Raw genomic sequence first — 19,334 nt, forward strand, 5'->3', positions numbered from 1 at the left:
AGCACGTTACGGCATCAGGCTTCGCTGGTTTTCTTCTTCGCCGCACGCTTAGCCTTCGTGGCGGCGGCGATTTTACGGGTTTTTTCCGAGACTTTTTTGCTTTTTTTCTCGCTTTTCGCTTTCGCAGGTTTTTTCTTGTCACTGCGGAAAGCAGCATCCGGCTCGAAATTCACATTTTTACCGGCATCACGACGACGCTTCGCCGGTGGCTTTCCATCGCGTTTCTCGCGCTCGCGGGCGGTTTTGCCCTCGCCACGCGGCACACGCTTGCTGGAAATCAGCGCAAAGTCGATTTTGCGTTCATCCATATGCACTGCTTCAACCCGCACTTCCACCGCATCACCGAGGCGATAAGTACGTCCACCCGACTCACCTATCAGACGCTGACCCACAGGATCGAAGCGGTAGTAGTCGTTATCCAGCGATGATACGTGCACCAGACCATCGATAAACAGATCGTTGAGGCGCACGAAGAAGCCAAAGCCGGTCACGCTGGAGATCACGCCATTGAAGACGTTACCCACCTGATCCTGCATAAAGTCGCATTTCAACCAGTCGGCAACGTCGCGGGTGGCTTCATCAGCACGGCGCTCGGTCATGGAGCAGTGCTGACCAAGTTGCAGCATCTGCTGCATGTCGTAGTGATAACCGCCGGTAGCGGTGGTGTTGCCTTGCTCTTCACCCTGCTCTTTCGCCAGCAGATATTTGATAGCGCGATGCAGCAGCAGATCCGGGTAGCGACGGATCGGCGAGGTGAAGTGTGCATACGACGCCAGTGCCAGGCCAAAGTGACCCCGATTTTCCGGGTCGTACACCGCTTGTTTCATCGAACGCAGCAGCATGGTTTGCAGCATTTCCGCGTCTGGTCGATCGGCGATCTGCGTCAGCAACTCCGCATAATCAATCGGCTGCGGTTTGCTGCCACCCGGCAGGCTCAGGCCCAGCTCGTTGAGCACGGTACGGAAACTGGTGATGCTGTCATCACTGGGACGATCGTGATCGCGGAACAACGCCGGTTCTTCGTTCTTCTCAACAAAACGCGCCGAGGCGATGTTGGCGAGAATCATGCACTCTTCAATCAGCTTGTGCGCATCATTGCGTACCGTGCGCTCAACCCGCTCAATACGACGATCGGCGTTGAAGATAAATTTGGCTTCTTCGGTTTCGAACGAAATACCGCCACGCTGCTCGCGCGCCTTCTCCAGCACCTGATACATACGGTGCAACTCTTCGAGGTGTTTCACCAGTGGCGCATATTGCTCGCGCAGCTCCGGGTTACCTTGCAGAATATTCCACACTTTGGTGTAGGTCAGACGTGCGTGTGAATTCATCACCGCTTCATAGTGTTTATAACCGGTAAGCTTGCCAGTGGCGGAGATGGTCATTTCACACACCATACACAGGCGATCGACCTGCGGGTTAAGTGAACACAGACCATTCGACAGCACTTCCGGCAGCATCGGGACTACCTGCGACGGGAAATAAACTGAGGTCCCGCGCTGATGCGCTTCGTTGTCCAGCGCCGTGCCCGGACGCACGTAGTAGCTGACGTCAGCAATCGCGACCCATAAACGCCAGCCGCCACCACGTTTTTTCTCGCAGTAAACCGCATCATCGAAATCACGTGCATCTTCGCCATCAATAGTAACTAACGGCAATTGGCGCAGATCGACGCGGCCTTTCTTCGCCGCTTCCGGGACTTCTTCTTTCAGTTTGGCGATCTGCTTTTCTACCGCTTCTGGCCAAACATGGGGGATTTCATGGGTACGCAGCGCCATATCGACAGCCAGACCGGTGCCCATATTGTCGCCCAGCACCTCAGTCACTTTACCCAATGCTTTGGTGCGACGTGTTGGACGTTGAGTGATTTCCACCACTACCACGGAACCCATACGTGCATTCAGCGTCTGGTCCTGCGGGATCAGGATATCGAAGCTCAGACGGCTGTCGTCCGGCACCACAAAGCCCGCGCCAGCATCGGTGAAGTAGCGACCAACAATCTGGCTGTTACGCGGTTCCAGCACGCGGACTACGCGCGCCTCGCGCCGGCCTTTACGATCGGCACCGCCAGGCTGGGCCAGAATCACGTCACCGTGCAGGCAGAGTTTCAGCTGCTCTGAGGAGAGATAGAAATCATCTTTCTGTCCTTCCACGCGCAGGAAGCCATAGCCATCACGGTGGCCAATCACTTTGCCGCGTAGTAGATCGAGGCGTTCCGGCAGGGCGTAGCATTGACGGCGGGTAAAGACGAGTTGCCCGTCACGTTCCATTGCGCGCAGGCGACGGCGCAGCGCTTCCAGTTGCTCTTCGCCACTGATGTTGAGTTCCTGCGCGATGTCATCGCGGTTGGCAGGTTTTTCACGCTTTTCTAAAAGCGCCAGGATAAATTCCCGACTTGGGATCGGGTTTTCATATTTTTCAGCTTCTCTTTCCTGAAAAGGGTCTTTTGACATTACGGTTCCTCCGATGTCATTTTTGATGGATTGCCACCGGCGGTTCGGACAATAAAATTTGGTACAAAGGGTCGTTCCCTTTGACGAGGTCAGCCAACGTGTAATTGTCCAGTTCCTTTAGAAATAACTGGACCGCATCGCTTAAGGCTTTGCGCAAGCGACAGGCGGGCGTAATGGAACACTCGCTACAATTAACCAATTGTAATGGTTCCATTTTTCTGACAACGTCGCCAATGATAATTTTTTCCGGGTCCATGCCTAAACGAATTCCGCCGTTTTTACCGCGCGTTGCGGCCACGAACCCTGCCCGACTGAGTTGGTTGATGATTTTGACCATGTGATTACGCGACACCCCGTAGGTATCGGTCACTTCGGTAATGTTGGTCTGTGTGCCTTCCGGCAACGTCGCCATGTATATCAGGGCGCGCAGACCGTAATCGGTAAAACTTGTAAGCTGCACATTTACCTCAGTGAATCATCAGACGTTATTGTTATGCGCCAGTGGGCGTGGTGTTTAATTATGATGATAAACCAGTGCGTGAAGGCCGGTGCGTTTTTTTCAGGCAACTATCGATATTTGCAAGAAAAAATGGTGTGAGCGGAGTCAAAGAGCAGATAAACAGAGGCCGGACTGAGTCCGGCCTGAGGGGATTATGCGTCGAACGGATGGCGCAAAATCATCGTTTCTTCACGGTCAGGACCAGTAGAAATAATATCCACCGGAACCCCGGTTACCTCTTCCACACGTTTGATGTAGTCACGTGCGGCTTGCGGCAGACCTTCCAACGTTTTCACGCCAAAAGTGTTTTCACTCCAGCCCGGCATTGATTCGTAGATCGGCTCAATACCTTCCCAGCCCTCTGCAGCCAGCGGCGTGGTGGTGACTTCGCGGCCATCCGGCATGCGATAAGCCACACAAATTTTCACTTCTTTCAGGCCATCCAGCACGTCCAGTTTGGTCATGCAGAAACCTGACAGCGAGTTGATCTGTACGGCACGGCGTACGGCAACCGCATCCAGCCAGCCAGTACGACGACGGCGACCAGTCGTGGCACCAAACTCGTTGCCCTTTTTACACAGGAACTCGCCGGTTTCATCAAACAGTTCAGTCGGGAACGGACCTGCACCCACGCGAGTTGAGTAAGCTTTCACAATACCCAGCACGTAATCGACATAACGCGGGCCAATACCTGAACCGGTCGCCACGCCACCTGCGGTGGTGTTCGATGAAGTCACGTACGGATAAGTACCGTGGTCGATATCCAGCAGCGTACCCTGTGCACCTTCGAACATGATCAGATCACCACGCTGACGCGCAGTATCCAGCAGTTCAGATACGTCAACCACCATGCTGGTCAGGATGTCGGCAACCGCCATCACATCGTTCAGCACTTTGTCGTAATCAACGCCTTCTTCTTTGTAGTAATGCACCAGCTGGAAGTTGTAGTAATCCACCACTTCTTTCAGTTTAGCGGCGAAGGTTTCTTTGTTGAAAAGGTCGCCCACGCGCAAACCACGACGAGCCACTTTATCTTCGTATGCCGGGCCGATACCACGACCCGTGGTGCCGATAGCTTTAGCACCGCGAGCAGTTTCACGCGCTTTATCCATGGCAACATGATATTGCAGGATTAACGGGCAAGCTTCAGACAGCAGAAGACGTTCACGTACCGGTACACCGCGATCTTCAAGGCCTTTCATCTCTTTCATCAGCGCTTCAGGCGACAGAACAACGCCGTTACCGATAATGCTGGTGACGTTATCACGCAGAATGCCCGATGGAATTAAGTGAAGGACGGTTTTTTCACCGTTGATGACAAGCGTGTGGCCTGCATTGTGACCACCTTGATAGCGCACGACGTATTTCGCGCGCTCTGTGAGAAGGTCTACGATCTTACCTTTACCTTCGTCACCCCATTGGGTGCCCAGTACGACGACGTTCTTACCCATTTTTTCAAAATCACCGATTGCTTAAAAATGGATTCTACCACCTGACTTTTCCACTTTCAGCTCTTTTAGCATACGATTGCGCGGTTTTTTGCCTGAGTTTTGATCAGCTCACAACATGTTGGGGGAAAATTGACTGCAAGACACAATACTGCGTGGCGATTTAGTTCGCATGTACGCTGATCATGTAATAAATCACCACACCTGCCACTACCAGTCCGCCACCAAAGCGATGTAACAGACGATCCGGCATCTGCGCCATTGCCAGAATCATGCGTCGCCAAATACGCGGCAAAAACATCGGCCCCAGCCCTTCCAGAACCAGCACCAAAGCCAGTGCCATCCAGATGGTTGTGTTCATTATCATTCCCCAAAAAAAAGGCCGACATGATTGTCGGCCTTAAATTTATATCAGTTATTAACGCGTGGCGTTAGAGGGCGCCTTCATATAACGGAAGAAATCGCTATCCGGGCTTAAAACCAGAATATCCTGATTATCCGCAAAGCTGTTCTCGTAAGCTCGCAGGCTGCGGATAAAGGCATAGAAATCCGGATCCTGACTGAACGCATCCGCAAATAGTTTCGCCGCTTCCGCATCCCCTTCACCGCGGGTAATCAGTGCCTCACGCTGCGCTTCAGCCAGCGTACGGGTTACCTGATAATCCGCCTGGGCACGCAGTTTTTCCGCCTCTTCCTGACCTTGCGAACGCTGGCTACGAGCTACCGCTTCACGCTCGGCGCGCATACGGTTGTAGATCGCATCAGACACCTCAGCCGGCAGGTTGATTTGCTTAATCCGCACGTCAACCACTTCGATGCCAAGCGCCGCCATGCTGTTCGGATTCGGTGCCGGTTCGTTGCTGTTGGTTTCGCGCTCCACACGTGCTGCCGCGTTGGCAATCGCATCGTCAGCCGCTGGCGTCTGAACTTCGTCATCGTTGCCAGCGCTACCGGTGTTCAGCGCATCGCGGACATCGGTGGTCAAGCGGCCACGTGAGTCAGTCACGATGTCTTTCACGTCCAGACGTCCCATTTCAGAACGCAGACGGTCACTGAATTTACGTTTCAGCAGCACTTCAGCCTGCGAAACGTCACCACCACCCGTTGCCAGGTAATAACGGCTGAAGTCGCTGATACGCCATTTGATGTAGGAATCAACAATCAGATCTTTTTTCTCTTTGGTGACAAAACGATCTGCCTGGTTGTCCATAGTCTGAATGCGTGCGTCCAGCGATTTCACGGTTTCAATAAATGGAATCTTGAAATGCAGACCAGGAGCGTACACCAGCGGTTTGTTTTCGCTATCACGCAGAACCTTGCCGAAACGCAGCACGATGCCGCGCTGACCTTCCTGTACCACGAACAGTGACGCGTAAAGCACCACCAGCACTACGATAATTACGGCGATAATTGGCTTACGCATCGATTACTCCCTCCCCTGACGCTGGGTATCGTTACGTAGCGCATTAGCGCGACGCTGATCCATGATGCTGCTCGGACTGTACGATGACGTGTCGCTGCTGCTGGCGCTGCTATCCGCAGGTGGCAACTTCATCAAGTCGGTATTTTTCTGACCGGTTTGACCCGCTACGGGCTGACCGCCACGCATCAATTGATCCAGAGGCAGTACCATCAGGTTATTGCTACGATCGCTAACCAGTACTTTGCGAGTATGGCTGAGCACGCGTTCCATACTTTCGATGTACAGACGCTCTTTGGTGATCTGCGGAGCCGCCTTATATTCCGGCAGCATGAGCGCAAAACGCGCCACTTCACCTTGCGCTTCGAGCACGGTGCGCGCTTTATAAGCCCGCGACTCTTCGAGAATACGCTGCGCCTGACCATTAGCCCGTGGCTGGACTTCGTTGGCATAGGCTTCCGCTTCACGCACGTACTGCTCGCGGTTTTCACGTGCAGCGATCGCATCGTCAAACGAGGCTTTCACTTCTTCCGGTGGACGTGCCGCCTGGAAGTTAACGTCGAGCAGCGTGATCCCCATGTTGTATGGACGAATGGTTTCGTCAATTTCACGCTGGGTTTCACTACGCACCACGGTACGGCCTTCCGTCAGGATACGATCCATGGTGGAACGGCCAATGACGCCACGCAGCGCGCTGTCGGTAGCCTGACGCAGGCTGTCGTCAGCACTGGTCACGGCAAACAGATAACGCTCAGGATCGGTCACGCGGTACTGCACGTTCATTTCCACGCGCACCACATTCTCGTCCGACGTCAGCATCACGCCAGAAGCAGCAAGTTCACGCACGGCTTCCACGTTGACAGCTTGTACATGGTCGATAAAAGTGGGTTTCCAGTTGAGGCCAGGCTCAACCAGATGGCTGAATTTACCGAAGCGGGTGACGACGCCACGTTCCGCTTCTTTGATGGTGTAGAACCCGCTGGCTGCCCAGATAATCACTGCCGCAGCAGCAACGATGCCAACCAGCTTGCCACCGCTGCCACCGCTGCGCTGGCCGCTGTCATTCTGTTTGCCACCACCCAGTCCACCGAGTTTTTTACTCAGTTTACGGAAGATATCATCCAGATCAGGTGGTCCCTGATCGCGACCTCCTTTGTTTCCCCCAGAGTTGCCGCCTTGATTATTGCTGCTTCCCCACGGGTCGCGGTCCTGTCCGTTATTACCGGGCTGATTCCACGCCATGTCTCTACTCCATTTATTGTATTTACGTTTTACCTGGCAGCCGATGGTCTGGCTATTGCGGTAAATGAGTTGGGCAACGGTCAAACAATATAACTGGCTAGCGACGGCTCCTGTTTACACAGACGACGCCAGTCGACAATCGGCATTCGTACATGTAAACCCACACTGCCATCATCTTCATTCCATTCTTTCTCAATCGCCTGTAACTGGTAGAAGCGACTGCGCAGACGTCCAGCTTCAGGTGGCAAACGCAGATCATATTGCGCAATTTCACCCGCCAGACGTTCTGATAGTGCCTGCCATAATAATGGCAGACCGACGCCGGTCTGAGCGGAAAGCCAGACGCGGATCGGTTTATTTTCTTCATCACGATCAATACGCGGCACAAAACCGTCCAACATATCGATCTTGTTCATGATCAGCAGAGTTGGGATCTCATCGGCTTCAATCTCTGCCAACACTTCGTTAACCGCCTCGATGTTGTCATTGACGCGTAAATCAGCAGCATCAATCACATGCATCAGTAAGGTAGCCTGACGCGTTTCCTGCAATGTTGCCTTAAATGCCGCCACTAAATCATGAGGCAGGTGACGAATAAAACCTACCGTATCTGCCAACACCACCTCACCCACATCCGCCACATTAAGGCGGCGCAAAGTAGGGTCCAGCGTCGCAAACAGTTGATCCGCAGCATAAACATCCGCAGACGTGATGGCGTTAAACAGGGTGGATTTACCGGCGTTGGTGTACCCCACCAGCGAAACGGTTGGCACATCAGCTTTGGCGCGCGCCTGTCGTCCCTGTTCACGCTGTTTTTCCACGCGCTCAAGACGGGAAAGGATCAGGCTGATACGGTTGCGCAGCAAACGACGGTCCGTTTCCAACTGGGTTTCACCCGGACCACGCAAACCGATACCGCCTTTCTGACGTTCAAGGTGCGTCCAGCCACGAACCAGGCGCGTTGCCAGATGACGTAGCTGTGCCAACTCGACCTGCAATTTACCCTCGTGGGTGCGGGCGCGCTGGGCAAAAATATCAAGAATTAAGCCGGTGCGATCGACAACGCGACATTCGCACAGCCGCTCAAGATTTCGTTCCTGAGCAGGGGATAAGGCATGATCGAATAAAACGACCGATGCTCCACTCGCTTTCACCGCATCGGCAATTTCAACTGCCTTTCCTTCACCGACAAAATATTTGGGATGTGGCGCTTTACGACTGCCAGTAATAACCTGCAGCGCTTCGACGCCCGCAGAAGAGACAAGAGTTTCAAACTCCTGCAAATCTTCCAGCTCTTTGTCTTGGGAGAACCAGATGTGTACCAGTACGGCCTGCTCACCGGCATCATAACGGTCAAACAAGCTATAACCTCGCTAAAATAAAATAACCAGGACGGGAAAACGGTCTCGCTCTCCAGCCCTGGCTTCACGGCAACACAAAAAATTATTCTGCGTTATCGCCGTCTTGTTGTGGCTGCGACTGAGCGGCCTGGTTGCTTCCGCTGTGGTGGTAGTTGCTGCTTCCGCCGGTCGCATTGTTGCTATGGTGCGATACCGGACGAGAAGGAACCACCGTAGAGATGGCGTGCTTGTACACCATCTGGCTAACCGTGTTTTTTAACAAAATAACGAACTGATCGAAGGATTCAATCTGCCCTTGCAGCTTAATACCATTCACCAAATAGATCGAAACCGGTACACGTTCACGACGCAGTGCGTTCAAAAACGGGTCTTGTAATGATTGCCCCTTAGCCATTCTATCTTTTCCTTATATGCTTGTTGTTTGTTACTTTTTGAACCGTAGTTCAGAAAAACTGCGTAAAAAATTTGCGCACGATAACGGATCAATTGTACACAATCATCCCTGCTTCGCACTAACAACCTGAAGCACCGCATTACGCGCTAAATCTGGCTCGTCACTGTCTAACCAGTGCACGTCGGGCCAGCCACGTAACCAGGTCATCTGGCGTTTCGCGAGCTGCCGGGTTGCGCAAATTCCCCGATAAACCATTTCGTTGTAATCGATTTCGCCAGTGAGGTAAGACCACATTTGACGATAACCAACACAGCGAATGGAAGGCATATCCGTATGCAAATCACCTCGTGCAAACAGAGCGCGAGCCTCCGCTTCAAATCCTGACGCCAGCATCTGGTTGTAACGCAACGCAATGCGTTGATGTAACATTTCGCGGTTCGCCGGAGCGATTGCGAACTGATACACGTCGTAGGGTAACGCTTCACCGGATGTTTTTGTCAGTTCCGTTAAAGTTTTACCCGAAATAAAAAAAACTTCCAGTGCTCGCGAAAGTCTCTGCGGATCATTCGGATGAATACGACCACCGGCGACCGGATCGATTTCACACAGCTGGCGGTGTAAGGCGTCCCAACCTTTCTCCGCCGCCATTTGCTCTATCCGCTGACGCACGTCCGGATCGGCCGAGGGCAACGGCGACAATCCTTCAAGCAACGCCTTGAAGTAGAGCATGGTTCCACCAACAAGCAACGGAATCTTACCCCTTTGGGTGATTTCCGCCATTTCTGCCAACGCATCGCGACGAAACTCGGCAGCGGAATACACCTCCGCCGGGTCGCGAATGTCCAGCAAACGATGGGGTGCCTGCGCTAACTCCTGTTCGGACGGCTTCGCCGTGCCAATATCCATCCCGCGATAGATTAAGGCAGAGTCAACGCTAATAAGTTCCACCGGAAGATGCTGACGCAACGAAATTGCCAGTGCCGTCTTACCGGAGGCTGTCGGGCCCATCAAAAAAATTGCCTTAGGCCGGCTAGCCTGGTTCTGTTCACTCATGCTTCAACGCGTTAATCGCACTCTCAATCTCAACGGCCTGTAACAGGCCAGATGGCGGTGACTTTAACAGTTGCGGGCATAGCCGTTCCAGCTCCGTCAGCAACGCAATCGCCTGTGAGTGATTCCAGTGCACGGCCTCTGCATCGTCACGACGGGCCAGCCACTGAGCCAGCGCGAATGCAGAAACCTCTTGCTGCCGGGCGAGATAGCCTAACAGGTCTGGAATCAAGATTTGTAAATTTTGTGTTCGTAACGGTAAAGGCACCGCGCGGAGCGTCACATGCTGGCCTTCTCGTTGTAAATCAATGCCCATTGCAGTTAATAACGCCGATTGTCGACCTATTACCGCCATCTCCTCCGCTGCGACTTTCAGCCTGACAGGGATCAGCAACGGCTGCGGTTTCAATCCTTCTTCTCCAGGTTGCAACTGGGCCTGTTTTAGCCAGCGCGAGGCCACCGGTAAAGAGAGTAATTGCAGCGTTTCACCCCGCTCCAGCAAGGCATAACACTGCCGAACCACGCTCAGTACTCGCCCAAAACTTTGCACATGGGCCGGGAGCGGCGTCTCGCTTTCGGGTTTACGCATTGGCTCAGGTACGGAAGGGGATTTTATCGGCTCAGAGACGCTGACCGGGGTTTGTATCAGCTTCTGATATGCCGCCCCTTCACGTGCGCTGTAGGTCGGCTCTTGTGGCTGCCAGCCACCGCCTGATGCCCCTGAACGGCGTGGCGTTGCCGTCGGTTGGGAAAAATGATTGCCGCCCGCCGCCTGCCGATTCTCCGGCTGCCACTGCGGTGCAGGCTCCTCTGCATGGGCAATCGGTAATTCTGCAACACGGCTGGCCTGCAAGGCGCTCATCACCCCCTGCCAGATAAAATCATGGACCAGACGTGACTGGTGAAAACGGACTTCGTGCTTGGCCGGATGGACGTTAACATCCACCTGGTGCGGGTCAATTTCCAGATAGAGTACGTATGCTGGCTGCTGCTCATCACCTGGCTGGGTTTGATACGCCTGACGGATCGCATGATTAATCAGCTTATCGCGCATCATACGGCCATTGACGTAGCAATATTGTAGCTCCGTCACCTGACGTGAACCGGCCGGATCGGCCACCCAGCCGCGCAGCGCCAAATCATCATGCTGCCAGTCAATCCTCAGCGCATGTTGCATAAAAGTGGTGCCGCAAATTGCCCCAAGCCTGCGCTCACGCTGCGCATCCTGACTCACACCGCGATATTGGCGCATCAGCTTGCCGTTATGACTGAGCGAAATCGCCACATCAAAGCGCGCCAGCGCAATACGACGAATCACTTCATCAATATGGGTGAATTCGGTTTTCTCGGTGCGCATGAATTTGCGTCGGGCCGGGGTGTTGTAAAACAGGTCGAGGACTTCCAGCGTGGTGCCAACCGGATGTGCCGCCGGTTTTACCGTGACCGCCATGTCACGCCCTTCAGCATAGGCTTGCCAGGCTTCGGTTTGATCTTCAGTGCGAGATGTGAGCGTCAAACGAGAAACCGAACTGATACTGGCCAGCGCTTCGCCACGAAAGCCAAGACTCACAATGGCTTCAAGGTCGTCCAGCGAGGCAATTTTGCTGGTGGCATGTCGCGCCAGCGCCATCGCCAGTTCGTCTTTGGCGATACCACAACCGTTATCACGAATACGGATTAACTTCGCGCCGCCCTTTTCGATATCCACATCAATACGCGTCGCACCGGCATCGAGGCTGTTTTCCACCAGCTCTTTCACCACCGATGCCGGACGTTCCACCACTTCGCCCGCGGCGATTTGGTTTGCCAGCTGCGGCGGTAAAATTTGTATAGGCATGGCGGTGATCCTTGTAGCTGGCTGGCCCACCCAGGGCCAGCAATCAGGATTGCGGGATTTTCAGGGTTTGCCCCAGCATCACGTTAGATGACTTCATATTATTGGCCTGCATGATGGCATTGGGGCTGACACCATAATGAGCGGCAATTGCCGTCAGCGAGTCGCCGCGCACCACTTTATGGCGTACCGGACCACGGGAAGCACTGGTGGTCACCGTCGATTTCGCCGGGACTTTCAGGCGCTGCCCAACCCAAACGACATCACGTTTCAGGCTGTTCATCTCACGCAGCGTCGCCATGCTGACCCCGTATTTCGCGGCAATGCCTGACAAGGTTTCACCGCGTACCACGGTATGGCGTTGCGTTACGCCGGTATATTGCACCGTGCCTGTCGCCGGATTGCTGGCGACACTCACCGCTGGCGCATTACCCAGCGGTCGATTTTCTTCCTTTGGGATCGATTGCAACGGATGCGCCAGGAAATAATTACGCAGTCCTTTGTAAATCGACTGAGCAATCTTCTCCTGATAAGCGCTACTGCCCAGCAGCCGCTCCTCAGCCAAATTACTGATAAAGCCCGTTTCGACCAATAAAGATGGGATATCCGGTGAACGTAATACGCCAAGGCTGGCATGCTCAGGCAAACGTTTATGCAACGGCGTGATGCCACGCAACTGCTGCAACACTTTCACCGCTACGTCATAGCCAACACGTTGCGAATGGCCGAATTGCAAATCCAACACGGCCTGGCTCAGATAGGGATCGGCCTGAGTATTCGCCAGCAGATCGCCCGCACCGCCCAACAACTCCGATTGTTTCTCTTTCTGCTCCAGCCAGTTAGCCATCTCGCTGTTCGCACGACGGTTGGATAACACCCACACCGAAGCACCGGTTGCGGAATGGCTGGGTGCGGCATCCGCGTGAATCGAGACTAACAGGTTGGCATTCTCTTTACGCGCCACTTCAGAACGGCCCATTACCGAGATAAAGTAGTCCCCGGTGCGTGTCAGCACCGGTTTGAACATCGGGTCCCGATCCATCAACGCTTTCAGTTTGCGCGCGATAGCGATGGTGACGTTCTTCTCATGCAAACCTCGCTGCCCGGTCGCACCTGGGTCCTGCCCACCGTGACCGGCATCAATCGCGACAATCACCTGTTCGTTACGGCTCACCGTGCCACCGGGGCGGATGGTGGTATTGCTGCTGCTCACGGTGGTCACCGGGTTAGCATTGAACGGGTTTCCCTGATTGCTGCTCGGTGTTTCACGCACGGAGCTGACCGGCGCGGCATTACGTTTTGCTGTTTGCGTACCGCGAATGGTGAACACCACACGATACTGATTACCGTCGCGCTGGGTCGTTGCACGCGTGCGCGCCGCCTGGGTCAGCTCAAACACCAGACGAATGCTCTGCTTATCCTGCGCTTTGCTATTACGGATACGCTTGACGATATTTTCGCCGCTGAAGGTCAGTGGCAGCCCCTGAATATTGCCGCTCTGGCGGATATCCAGTACCACGCGGTCGGGGTTGTGCAGCGGGAAGAAACCATACACCGGCTGGCCATTAAAGCTCAGCGTGACGGTGGCCTGGTTGTCGCCGTTATCAACTTTGATGTCCGCTAAGGTGGCGGCCAATGTCGAGGTAGAAAACAGGCAGAGCAGCGCCACAAAAACGATTTTCATCCGTGACATCATGCCTGATCCCTGCGCTGCTGGAGTTGTTGCAGCAAGGTCTCGCCCTGCACTGAAATTGCCTGGAGTTCTGCTTCACGTGCGTTATCAACGTAGCGCAACGTTAACGCCAGATCCGGCTCGGGCAATACACCCGCACCCTGCTGTGGCCATTCAACCAGGCAAATGGCATCGCCGCTGAAATAGTCGCGAATCCCCATAAACTCCAGTTCTTCCGGGTCAGCCAGACGATACAGGTCGAAGTGATATAACGTACGGCTATCCAGCGTATAGGGTTCGACCAGCGTATAAGTGGGGCTTTTCACATTGCCCTGATGGCCCAGCGCCTGCAAAAAACCACGACTGAACGTAGTTTTACCAGCGCCCAGATCGCCATACAAATAAATCACCAGCGCGCTGTTGCACTCGTGGGCCAGCTGCGCGCCAAGGTCAAGGGTTGCCGCTTCATCGGGCAAAGGAATAACACAGGTCTTCATTCTTTATTGTTGGATCATCTCTGGATTAACAAACTGCCACAGCAGCTCGAACAAATCAGTGGCCAGCATGCCGCGTGTACCGCGCTGGCGGGCAACGGCATCCGCTGCTGCGCCATGCGCCACACAGCCTGCACTGGCCGCATCAAACAGGGCCAGTTTTTGGCCCATCAGCGCGGCAATGATGCCGCTTAATACATCGCCCATACCGCCAGAGGCCATACCTGCGTTGCCCACATCAGCAATCACCGGTATTCCCCGGGTATCGGCTATCACCGTACCCGCCCCTTTCAGCACCACAACGCCTCCGTAGCGTTTTACCAGTGCCTGGGCAGCATGGATGCGGTCGCTCTCAATTTCACTGGTCTTAACGCCCAGCAAACGCGCCGCTTCGCCGGGATGCGGCGTAATGATGCGATTCTGACGGTAATCCGCATTGATTGCCAGCAGGTTAAGCGCATCCGCATCCCAAAGCATCGGCTTTTCACAGGCTGCAACAGTTTTCAGCGCCTGTTTACCCCAATCGCGCTGACCTAAGCCAGGACCAATGGCAATCACATCCGCCCACTCCAGCGCCTGCTGTAGACGTTCTTGGACAAGCGCATCCACCATCAGTTCCGGCCGGGCGGTGAGTATTGGTACGATATTATCTTCATGCGTCAGTACGCGCACAAGCCCTGCCCCCGCTCGCAACGCGGCTTCTGCCGTCATGCGAATCGCTCCTGCTGTTCCGCTGTCCCCCCCCACCACCAATAAGCGACCATGATCACCTTTGTGCGAAGTGGCTTTGCGCGGCTTCAGCCAACGAACAAGAGCCTGGGCGTCAACACGCTGCATCGGCGCCGGGTTGCCAACAAGAAAGGCAGACAAACCCAGTTCATCCACATGCAACTGCCCGATATAATCACGCGCTTTGCCGGTGAGCTGCCCGGGTTTCAACACAATCATGCTTAAGGTATGGCTGGCCCGCATCGTCGCCCCTGGCGCAGTGCCGTTGGCGGCGGCCAGACCTGACGGCATATCGATCGCCAACACCGGCGCGGCATGCGCATTGGCGAGCGTAATCAGGGAGTCGTAAGGCGCAGCTGGCGCACGGTTCAGCCCGGTACCGAGCAAGGCATCAATGATCACCTCAACCTGCTCAGGCCAGACGGCATCTGCGGCATGAATTACCCCGCCTGCCGCAAGCCAGGCATCGTGTGCTTGCTGCGCCTCATCTGGCAGGGGTTTATTCCCTTCACATGCCAGCAGCGTGACCGTGATGCCTGCCGCTTGTGCCAGGCGCGCCACCACATAACCATCCCCACCATTATTGCCGTGCCCGCAGAGAATCAACCAGTGACTGGATTCCGGCCATATGCGGCGCGCCAGTTCATAACCGGCCTGCCCGGCGCGCTGCATCAGTTCATACAGGGTCAGCCCCTGGCTGTCGGCGGCATCACGCTCCAATTGCCCTATCGCCTGCGCAGGCCAGACAGAGTGTGGTAAACTGCGCGGGTTAGCATTCAATTCCTGGTTTCTCATGTCATACCCTCTCGATCTTCATCAGCTTGCTCAACAGATTAAACTCTGGGGGCGCGAACTTGGCTTCCAACAGGTAGGCATTTGCGATACCGACCTCAGCGTTGAAGAACCCAAGCTACAAGCGTGGCTGGAAAAACAATACCACGGCGAGATGGAATGGATGGCGCGCCATGGCATGATGCGTGCACGTCCTCATGAGTTACTACCCGGAACACTGCGGGTGATCAGCGTGCGCATGAACTATCTGCCTGCCAAAGCTGCCTTCGCCAGCACGCTGAAGAATCCGCAACTTGGTTATGTTAGCCGTTATGCGCTGGGCCGCGATTATCACAAAGTATTACGCAATCGACTGAAAAAGCTCGGGGAAATGATTCAGACACATTGCGGCGAACTGAATTTTCGCCCGTTTGTTGATTCCGCCCCGCTACTTGAGCGCCCACTGGCAGCCAAAGCTGGTCTGGGTTGGACCGGTAAACATTCACTGATCCTTAACCGTGAAGCAGGTTCGTGGTTTTTCCTTGGCGAATTGCTAATCGACTTGCCGTTGCCCGTCGATACCCCGCAGGAGGAACAGTGTGGCCGCTGTGTAGCCTGTATAACCATTTGCCCGACATCAGCGATTGTCGAGCCATATACTGTCGACGCGCGGCGTTGCATCTCTTACCTGACCATTGAATTGGAAGGTGCCATTCCGGAAGAGTTTCGACCGTTAATCGGTAACCGTATCTATGGTTGCGACGATTGCCAGTTGATTTGTCCGTGGAATCGTTATGGACAACTGACGGATGAAGACGATTTTTCACCGCGTGCCATGCTGCATGCTCCACCGCTCACCACGCTGTTTATGTGGGATGAAGCCAAATTTTTGCACGTTACTGAAGGATCGGCCATTCGTCGCATTGGGTATTTGCGTTGGTCACGTAATGTGGCGGTGGCGCTGGGCAATGCGCCCTGGTCAGAAGAAAATATCGCCGTGCTGCAACAGCGTGCTGGGGAGCATCCATTACTGGATGAGCATATTGAATGGGCGCTAACGCAACAACGCGAGAAACGCGCCGCTCTCAAGGTTGAGGTTCAGCCAGCACAGAAGCTGCGTCTGGTGCGTGCCGTTGAAAAAGGTTTATCACGTGATGCGTGATTGAACAAATTGGCAGGATAAAATCCTTTTCCACATGCTGTGAATAAAATTATCAGGCCGATTAGCGGTATGCCTCGTTATATCGTCCAGTAAGTTTAACAACAGTCTGAAACATGAAAATAATTATAAAAATCAATAAATTATAAATTTATCGTAAACATTTATACATACTTTCAGATATAAGAAACCGTCCAGAGCCTGTGGATAACTCTGTTCAAAACAGTTTTGCATATAGGGTAAAACGCCGTCTGAATGCGCCGGGCAGATTGTGGATAACCTGGGTGCTTCTCATGGCAGCGACTGTCGTCAGTTCATCAATTTTTGACTTTGCAGCATTGCGCAAACTTTCCAAAAAACGGTTTGGCTGCCACAGTTTTAGTTTTGCTCGTGACCGAAGACAAATAACTTAAATGAATGTAAAAATCTGGAGCGGGAAACGAGACTCGAACTCGCGACCCCGACCTTGGCAAGGTCGTGCTCTACCAACTGAGCTATTCCCGCATAGGAGGTACTGCTATACAAATTTTGGAGCGGGAAACGAGACTCGAACTCGCGACCCCGACCTTGGCAAGGTCGTGCTCTACCAACTGAGCTATTCCCGCATAGGAGGTACTGCTGAACCAAATTTTGGAGCGGGAAACGAGACTCGAACTCGCGACCCCGACCTTGGCAAGGTCGTGCTCTACCAACTGAGCTATTCCCGCATAATCATCGTATTTCTGTCTGCCACTGCGTTGGCTACCTTCACTCACCCAAGTCACTTACTTTCGTAAGCTCCCAAGGATTCGTTCAGTTGCTGCCTTGTTGCAAACTGAAATACTCGATTCTGGTTCTTTTTGCCGCACCGAAATTCTTCATCGGTACGGGGTGCGCATTATACGAGAAATCCTTTCCATCGCAAGAGCCAGAAAGCAAAATTTTGCGCTTTCCGCGCGTTTGCCGATTAATTCAGCAACCTGCTGTTTTCCTGCGCACCCGGAGGCGATTAAAGCTGCAAAAAATGTTCGCGATAGTATGCCAGTTCCGCGACTGACTCGCGGATATCATCCAGCGCCTGATGGCTGCCGCTCTTTTTAAAGCCTGGCAGGATATCGGGCTTCCAGCGGCGTGCCAGCTCTTTCAGCGTGCTGACATCAAGATAACGGTAGTGGAAATACGCTTCCAGCTCCGGCATGTATTTGAACAGAAAGCGCCGATCCTGCCCGATACTGTTGCCACAAATCGGCGAAGTATTGGCGGGCACCCACTGTTGCAAAAATTCAATGGTCGCCAGTTCAGCGGCATGATCGTCAAACTGGCTGGCCTTGACGCGACCCACCAAACCGCTATTGGTATGGGTACGTACATTCCAGTCATCCATCAGCGCCAGCTGCGCATCGGACTGATGTACCGCCATCACCGGCCCTTCCGCCAGGATATTCAGATTGGCATCCGTTACCAGCGTGGCGATCTCAATGATGCGATCGCGTTCTGGATCCAGCCCGGTCATTTCGAGGTCGATCCAAATCAGATTGTTTTCATTTCCAGCTGTCATGCATTTTCCGCCCGTTGCCAAAGTCGTCATTACACTAAATTAAGGTGTATCATAGACGTTTTGCCCAGCGGGGCGAAGCCTGGCGAAAGCCTGAGAGGATGCGTGAGCAAAAATAAACTGTCGAAGGGTCAACAACGTCGCGTAAGCGCGAACCACGAGCGTCGTCTGAAGCAACGGAGCGAGAAGCCGGAACCGGATGATAGCCTGTTTGGGGAGCCAACCGATGGCGTGGTGATCAGCCGCTTCGGCATGCACGCAGACGTTGAAGACAGCGCAGGCGAGGTACATCGCTGCAATATCCGTCGCACCATTCGATCACTGGTTACCGGCGATCGCGTGGTCTGGCGTGCGGCCAATGAGAACGGCGGCAAAGGGATCGTCGAAGCGGTATATGATCGTACCAGCGTGTTGACACGCCCCGATTTCTACGACGGTGTCAAACCGATCGCCGCCAATATCGATCAGATCATTATCGTGTCGGCGATCCTTCCCGAGTTATCACTTAACATCATCGATCGTTATCTGGTCGCCAGTGAAACTCTGGGGATCGAGCCGCTGCTGGTATTAAACAAAATCGACCTGCTGGATGACGCAGCGCGCGCCTTTGTTGATGAACAGATGGCGATCTACCGGCACATTGGTTACCGCGTGCTGATGGTGTCCAGCCGCGCCAAAAATGGCCTCGACGAACTGGAAGCGGCACTGACCGATCGCATCAGCATTTTTGCCGGGCAGTCTGGTGTTGGCAAATCGAGCTTACTCAATGCGCTGCTGGGACTGGATGTTGCGGGTGATGAAATTGTAACCAACGACGTGTCGGATGTTTCTGGCCTCGGCCAACATACCACCACCGCCGCACGCCTGTATCATTTCCCTCATGGCGGCGATGTGATTGATTCTCCTGGCGTACGCGAATTTGGTTTGTGGCATCTGGAGCCGGAACAAATCACCCGCGGATTTGTCGAATTCCGTGAGTTTCTTGGCGATTGTAAGTTTCGCGACTGTAAACACGGCAACGATCCCGGCTGCGCCATTCGTGAAGCGGTAGAGAACGGCAGCATCGACGCATCCCGCTTCGATAACTATCACCGAATTCTGGAAAGTATGGCGCAGGTAAAAACGCGTAAAAACTTTTCCGCCAGCGAGGATTAACGGGTATACCCTTCATCCTTCGAGTAGCAATACGAAGGATGAAGGGCACATTCGCCAACTGACCGGGGCGCTGCTACAATCCGCCCCCTTTTGTATAAACGATGTGTAATAAAGCCAGG

At 53.9% G+C, this 19,334-nt stretch carries 16 protein-coding genes and 3 tRNA genes; 2 read left to right on the plus strand and 17 right to left on the minus strand.

What is annotated here, in order from left to right:
* Positions 1-14: 14 nt before the first annotated feature.
* From rnr to nnr, 13 genes are all read right to left on the minus strand, one after another.
* Positions 15-2,453, minus strand: coding sequence for a ribonuclease R (rnr, locus tag AC6I8W_RS18360; protein WP_497836162.1), 2,439 nt, complete (start codon positions 2,451-2,453; stop codon positions 15-17).
* Positions 2,454-2,469: 16 nt separating this feature from the next.
* On the minus strand, positions 2,470-2,913 hold the full coding sequence (gene nsrR, locus AC6I8W_RS18365; protein WP_497836163.1) for a nitric oxide-sensing transcriptional repressor NsrR: 444 nt from the start codon (positions 2,911-2,913) through the stop codon (positions 2,470-2,472).
* Between the two features lie 191 nt (positions 2,914-3,104).
* Positions 3,105-4,403 (minus strand): adenylosuccinate synthase, encoded by a 1,299-nt coding sequence (locus AC6I8W_RS18370; RefSeq protein ID WP_497836164.1) that lies wholly within the window; start codon positions 4,401-4,403, stop codon positions 3,105-3,107.
* Between the two features lie 160 nt (positions 4,404-4,563).
* Positions 4,564-4,761 carry a DUF2065 domain-containing protein gene (locus tag AC6I8W_RS18375; protein WP_480366152.1) on the minus strand — a complete coding sequence of 66 codons (198 nt, stop codon included), beginning with the start codon at positions 4,759-4,761 and terminating at the stop codon, positions 4,564-4,566.
* A 57-nt stretch (positions 4,762-4,818) separates the two neighbouring features.
* Positions 4,819-5,823, minus strand: a complete 1,005-nt coding sequence (gene hflC, locus AC6I8W_RS18380) for a protease modulator HflC (RefSeq protein WP_497836165.1) — start codon at positions 5,821-5,823, stop codon at positions 4,819-4,821.
* Positions 5,824-5,826: 3 nt separating this feature from the next.
* Positions 5,827-7,062, minus strand: a complete 1,236-nt coding sequence (gene hflK, locus AC6I8W_RS18385) for an FtsH protease activity modulator HflK (protein ID WP_497836166.1) — start codon at positions 7,060-7,062, stop codon at positions 5,827-5,829.
* A gap of 80 nt (positions 7,063-7,142) precedes the next feature.
* On the minus strand, positions 7,143-8,423 hold the full coding sequence (gene hflX / locus AC6I8W_RS18390) for a ribosome rescue GTPase HflX (protein WP_013510697.1): 1,281 nt from the start codon (positions 8,421-8,423) through the stop codon (positions 7,143-7,145).
* Between the two features lie 82 nt (positions 8,424-8,505).
* On the minus strand, positions 8,506-8,817 hold the full coding sequence (gene hfq, locus AC6I8W_RS18395) for an RNA chaperone Hfq (protein ID WP_480366160.1): 312 nt from the start codon (positions 8,815-8,817) through the stop codon (positions 8,506-8,508).
* A 102-nt stretch (positions 8,818-8,919) separates the two neighbouring features.
* Positions 8,920-9,870 carry a tRNA (adenosine(37)-N6)-dimethylallyltransferase MiaA gene (gene miaA / locus AC6I8W_RS18400; protein WP_497836167.1) on the minus strand — a complete coding sequence of 317 codons (951 nt, stop codon included), beginning with the start codon at positions 9,868-9,870 and terminating at the stop codon, positions 8,920-8,922.
* The gene (gene mutL, locus AC6I8W_RS18405) at positions 9,863-11,704 is read right to left on the minus strand and encodes a DNA mismatch repair endonuclease MutL (RefSeq protein ID WP_497836168.1); all 1,842 of its coding nucleotides are present in this window, start codon (positions 11,702-11,704) and stop codon (positions 9,863-9,865) included. Before mutL ends, miaA begins: the two co-directional genes overlap by 8 nt.
* Positions 11,705-11,747: 43 nt before the next feature.
* On the minus strand, positions 11,748-13,397 hold the full coding sequence (amiB, locus tag AC6I8W_RS18410; RefSeq protein WP_497836169.1) for an N-acetylmuramoyl-L-alanine amidase AmiB: 1,650 nt from the start codon (positions 13,395-13,397) through the stop codon (positions 11,748-11,750).
* Entirely contained in the window at positions 13,394-13,870 is a 477-nt protein-coding gene (gene tsaE / locus AC6I8W_RS18415) for a tRNA (adenosine(37)-N6)-threonylcarbamoyltransferase complex ATPase subunit type 1 TsaE (protein WP_497836170.1), read from the minus strand. The genes amiB and tsaE overlap by 4 nt, the downstream gene beginning before the upstream one ends.
* Positions 13,871-13,873: 3 nt before the next feature.
* Positions 13,874-15,391 carry a bifunctional ADP-dependent NAD(P)H-hydrate dehydratase/NAD(P)H-hydrate epimerase gene (gene nnr, locus AC6I8W_RS18420; RefSeq protein WP_497836171.1) on the minus strand — a complete coding sequence of 506 codons (1,518 nt, stop codon included), beginning with the start codon at positions 15,389-15,391 and terminating at the stop codon, positions 13,874-13,876.
* On the opposite strand from nnr, the gene queG reads away from it, so the two are divergent.
* Positions 15,390-16,529 (plus strand): tRNA epoxyqueuosine(34) reductase QueG, encoded by a 1,140-nt coding sequence (gene queG, locus AC6I8W_RS18425; protein WP_497836172.1) that lies wholly within the window; start codon positions 15,390-15,392, stop codon positions 16,527-16,529. The two genes, nnr and queG, sit on opposite strands and share 2 nt — an antisense overlap.
* Before the next feature lie 425 nt (positions 16,530-16,954).
* Here queG and AC6I8W_RS18430 read toward each other — a convergent pair.
* From AC6I8W_RS18430 to orn, 4 genes are all read right to left on the minus strand, one after another.
* Positions 16,955-17,030 (minus strand) — tRNA-Gly (locus tag AC6I8W_RS18430).
* A gap of 25 nt (positions 17,031-17,055) precedes the next feature.
* A tRNA-Gly gene (locus tag AC6I8W_RS18435) sits at positions 17,056-17,131 on the minus strand.
* Positions 17,132-17,157: 26 nt separating this feature from the next.
* Positions 17,158-17,233: transfer RNA gene (locus AC6I8W_RS18440), tRNA-Gly, on the minus strand.
* 281 nt (positions 17,234-17,514) lie between these two features.
* Positions 17,515-18,063, minus strand: a complete 549-nt coding sequence (gene orn, locus AC6I8W_RS18445) for an oligoribonuclease (protein WP_497836173.1) — start codon at positions 18,061-18,063, stop codon at positions 17,515-17,517.
* Between the two features lie 102 nt (positions 18,064-18,165).
* Here orn and rsgA point away from each other — a divergent pair, with 102 nt between their 5' ends.
* Positions 18,166-19,215, plus strand: coding sequence for a small ribosomal subunit biogenesis GTPase RsgA (rsgA, locus tag AC6I8W_RS18450; protein ID WP_497836174.1), 1,050 nt, complete (start codon positions 18,166-18,168; stop codon positions 19,213-19,215).
* Positions 19,216-19,334 lie beyond the last annotated feature (119 nt).

Source organism: Pantoea sp. X-Soil-TKNS-1211 (assembly GCF_059730495.1).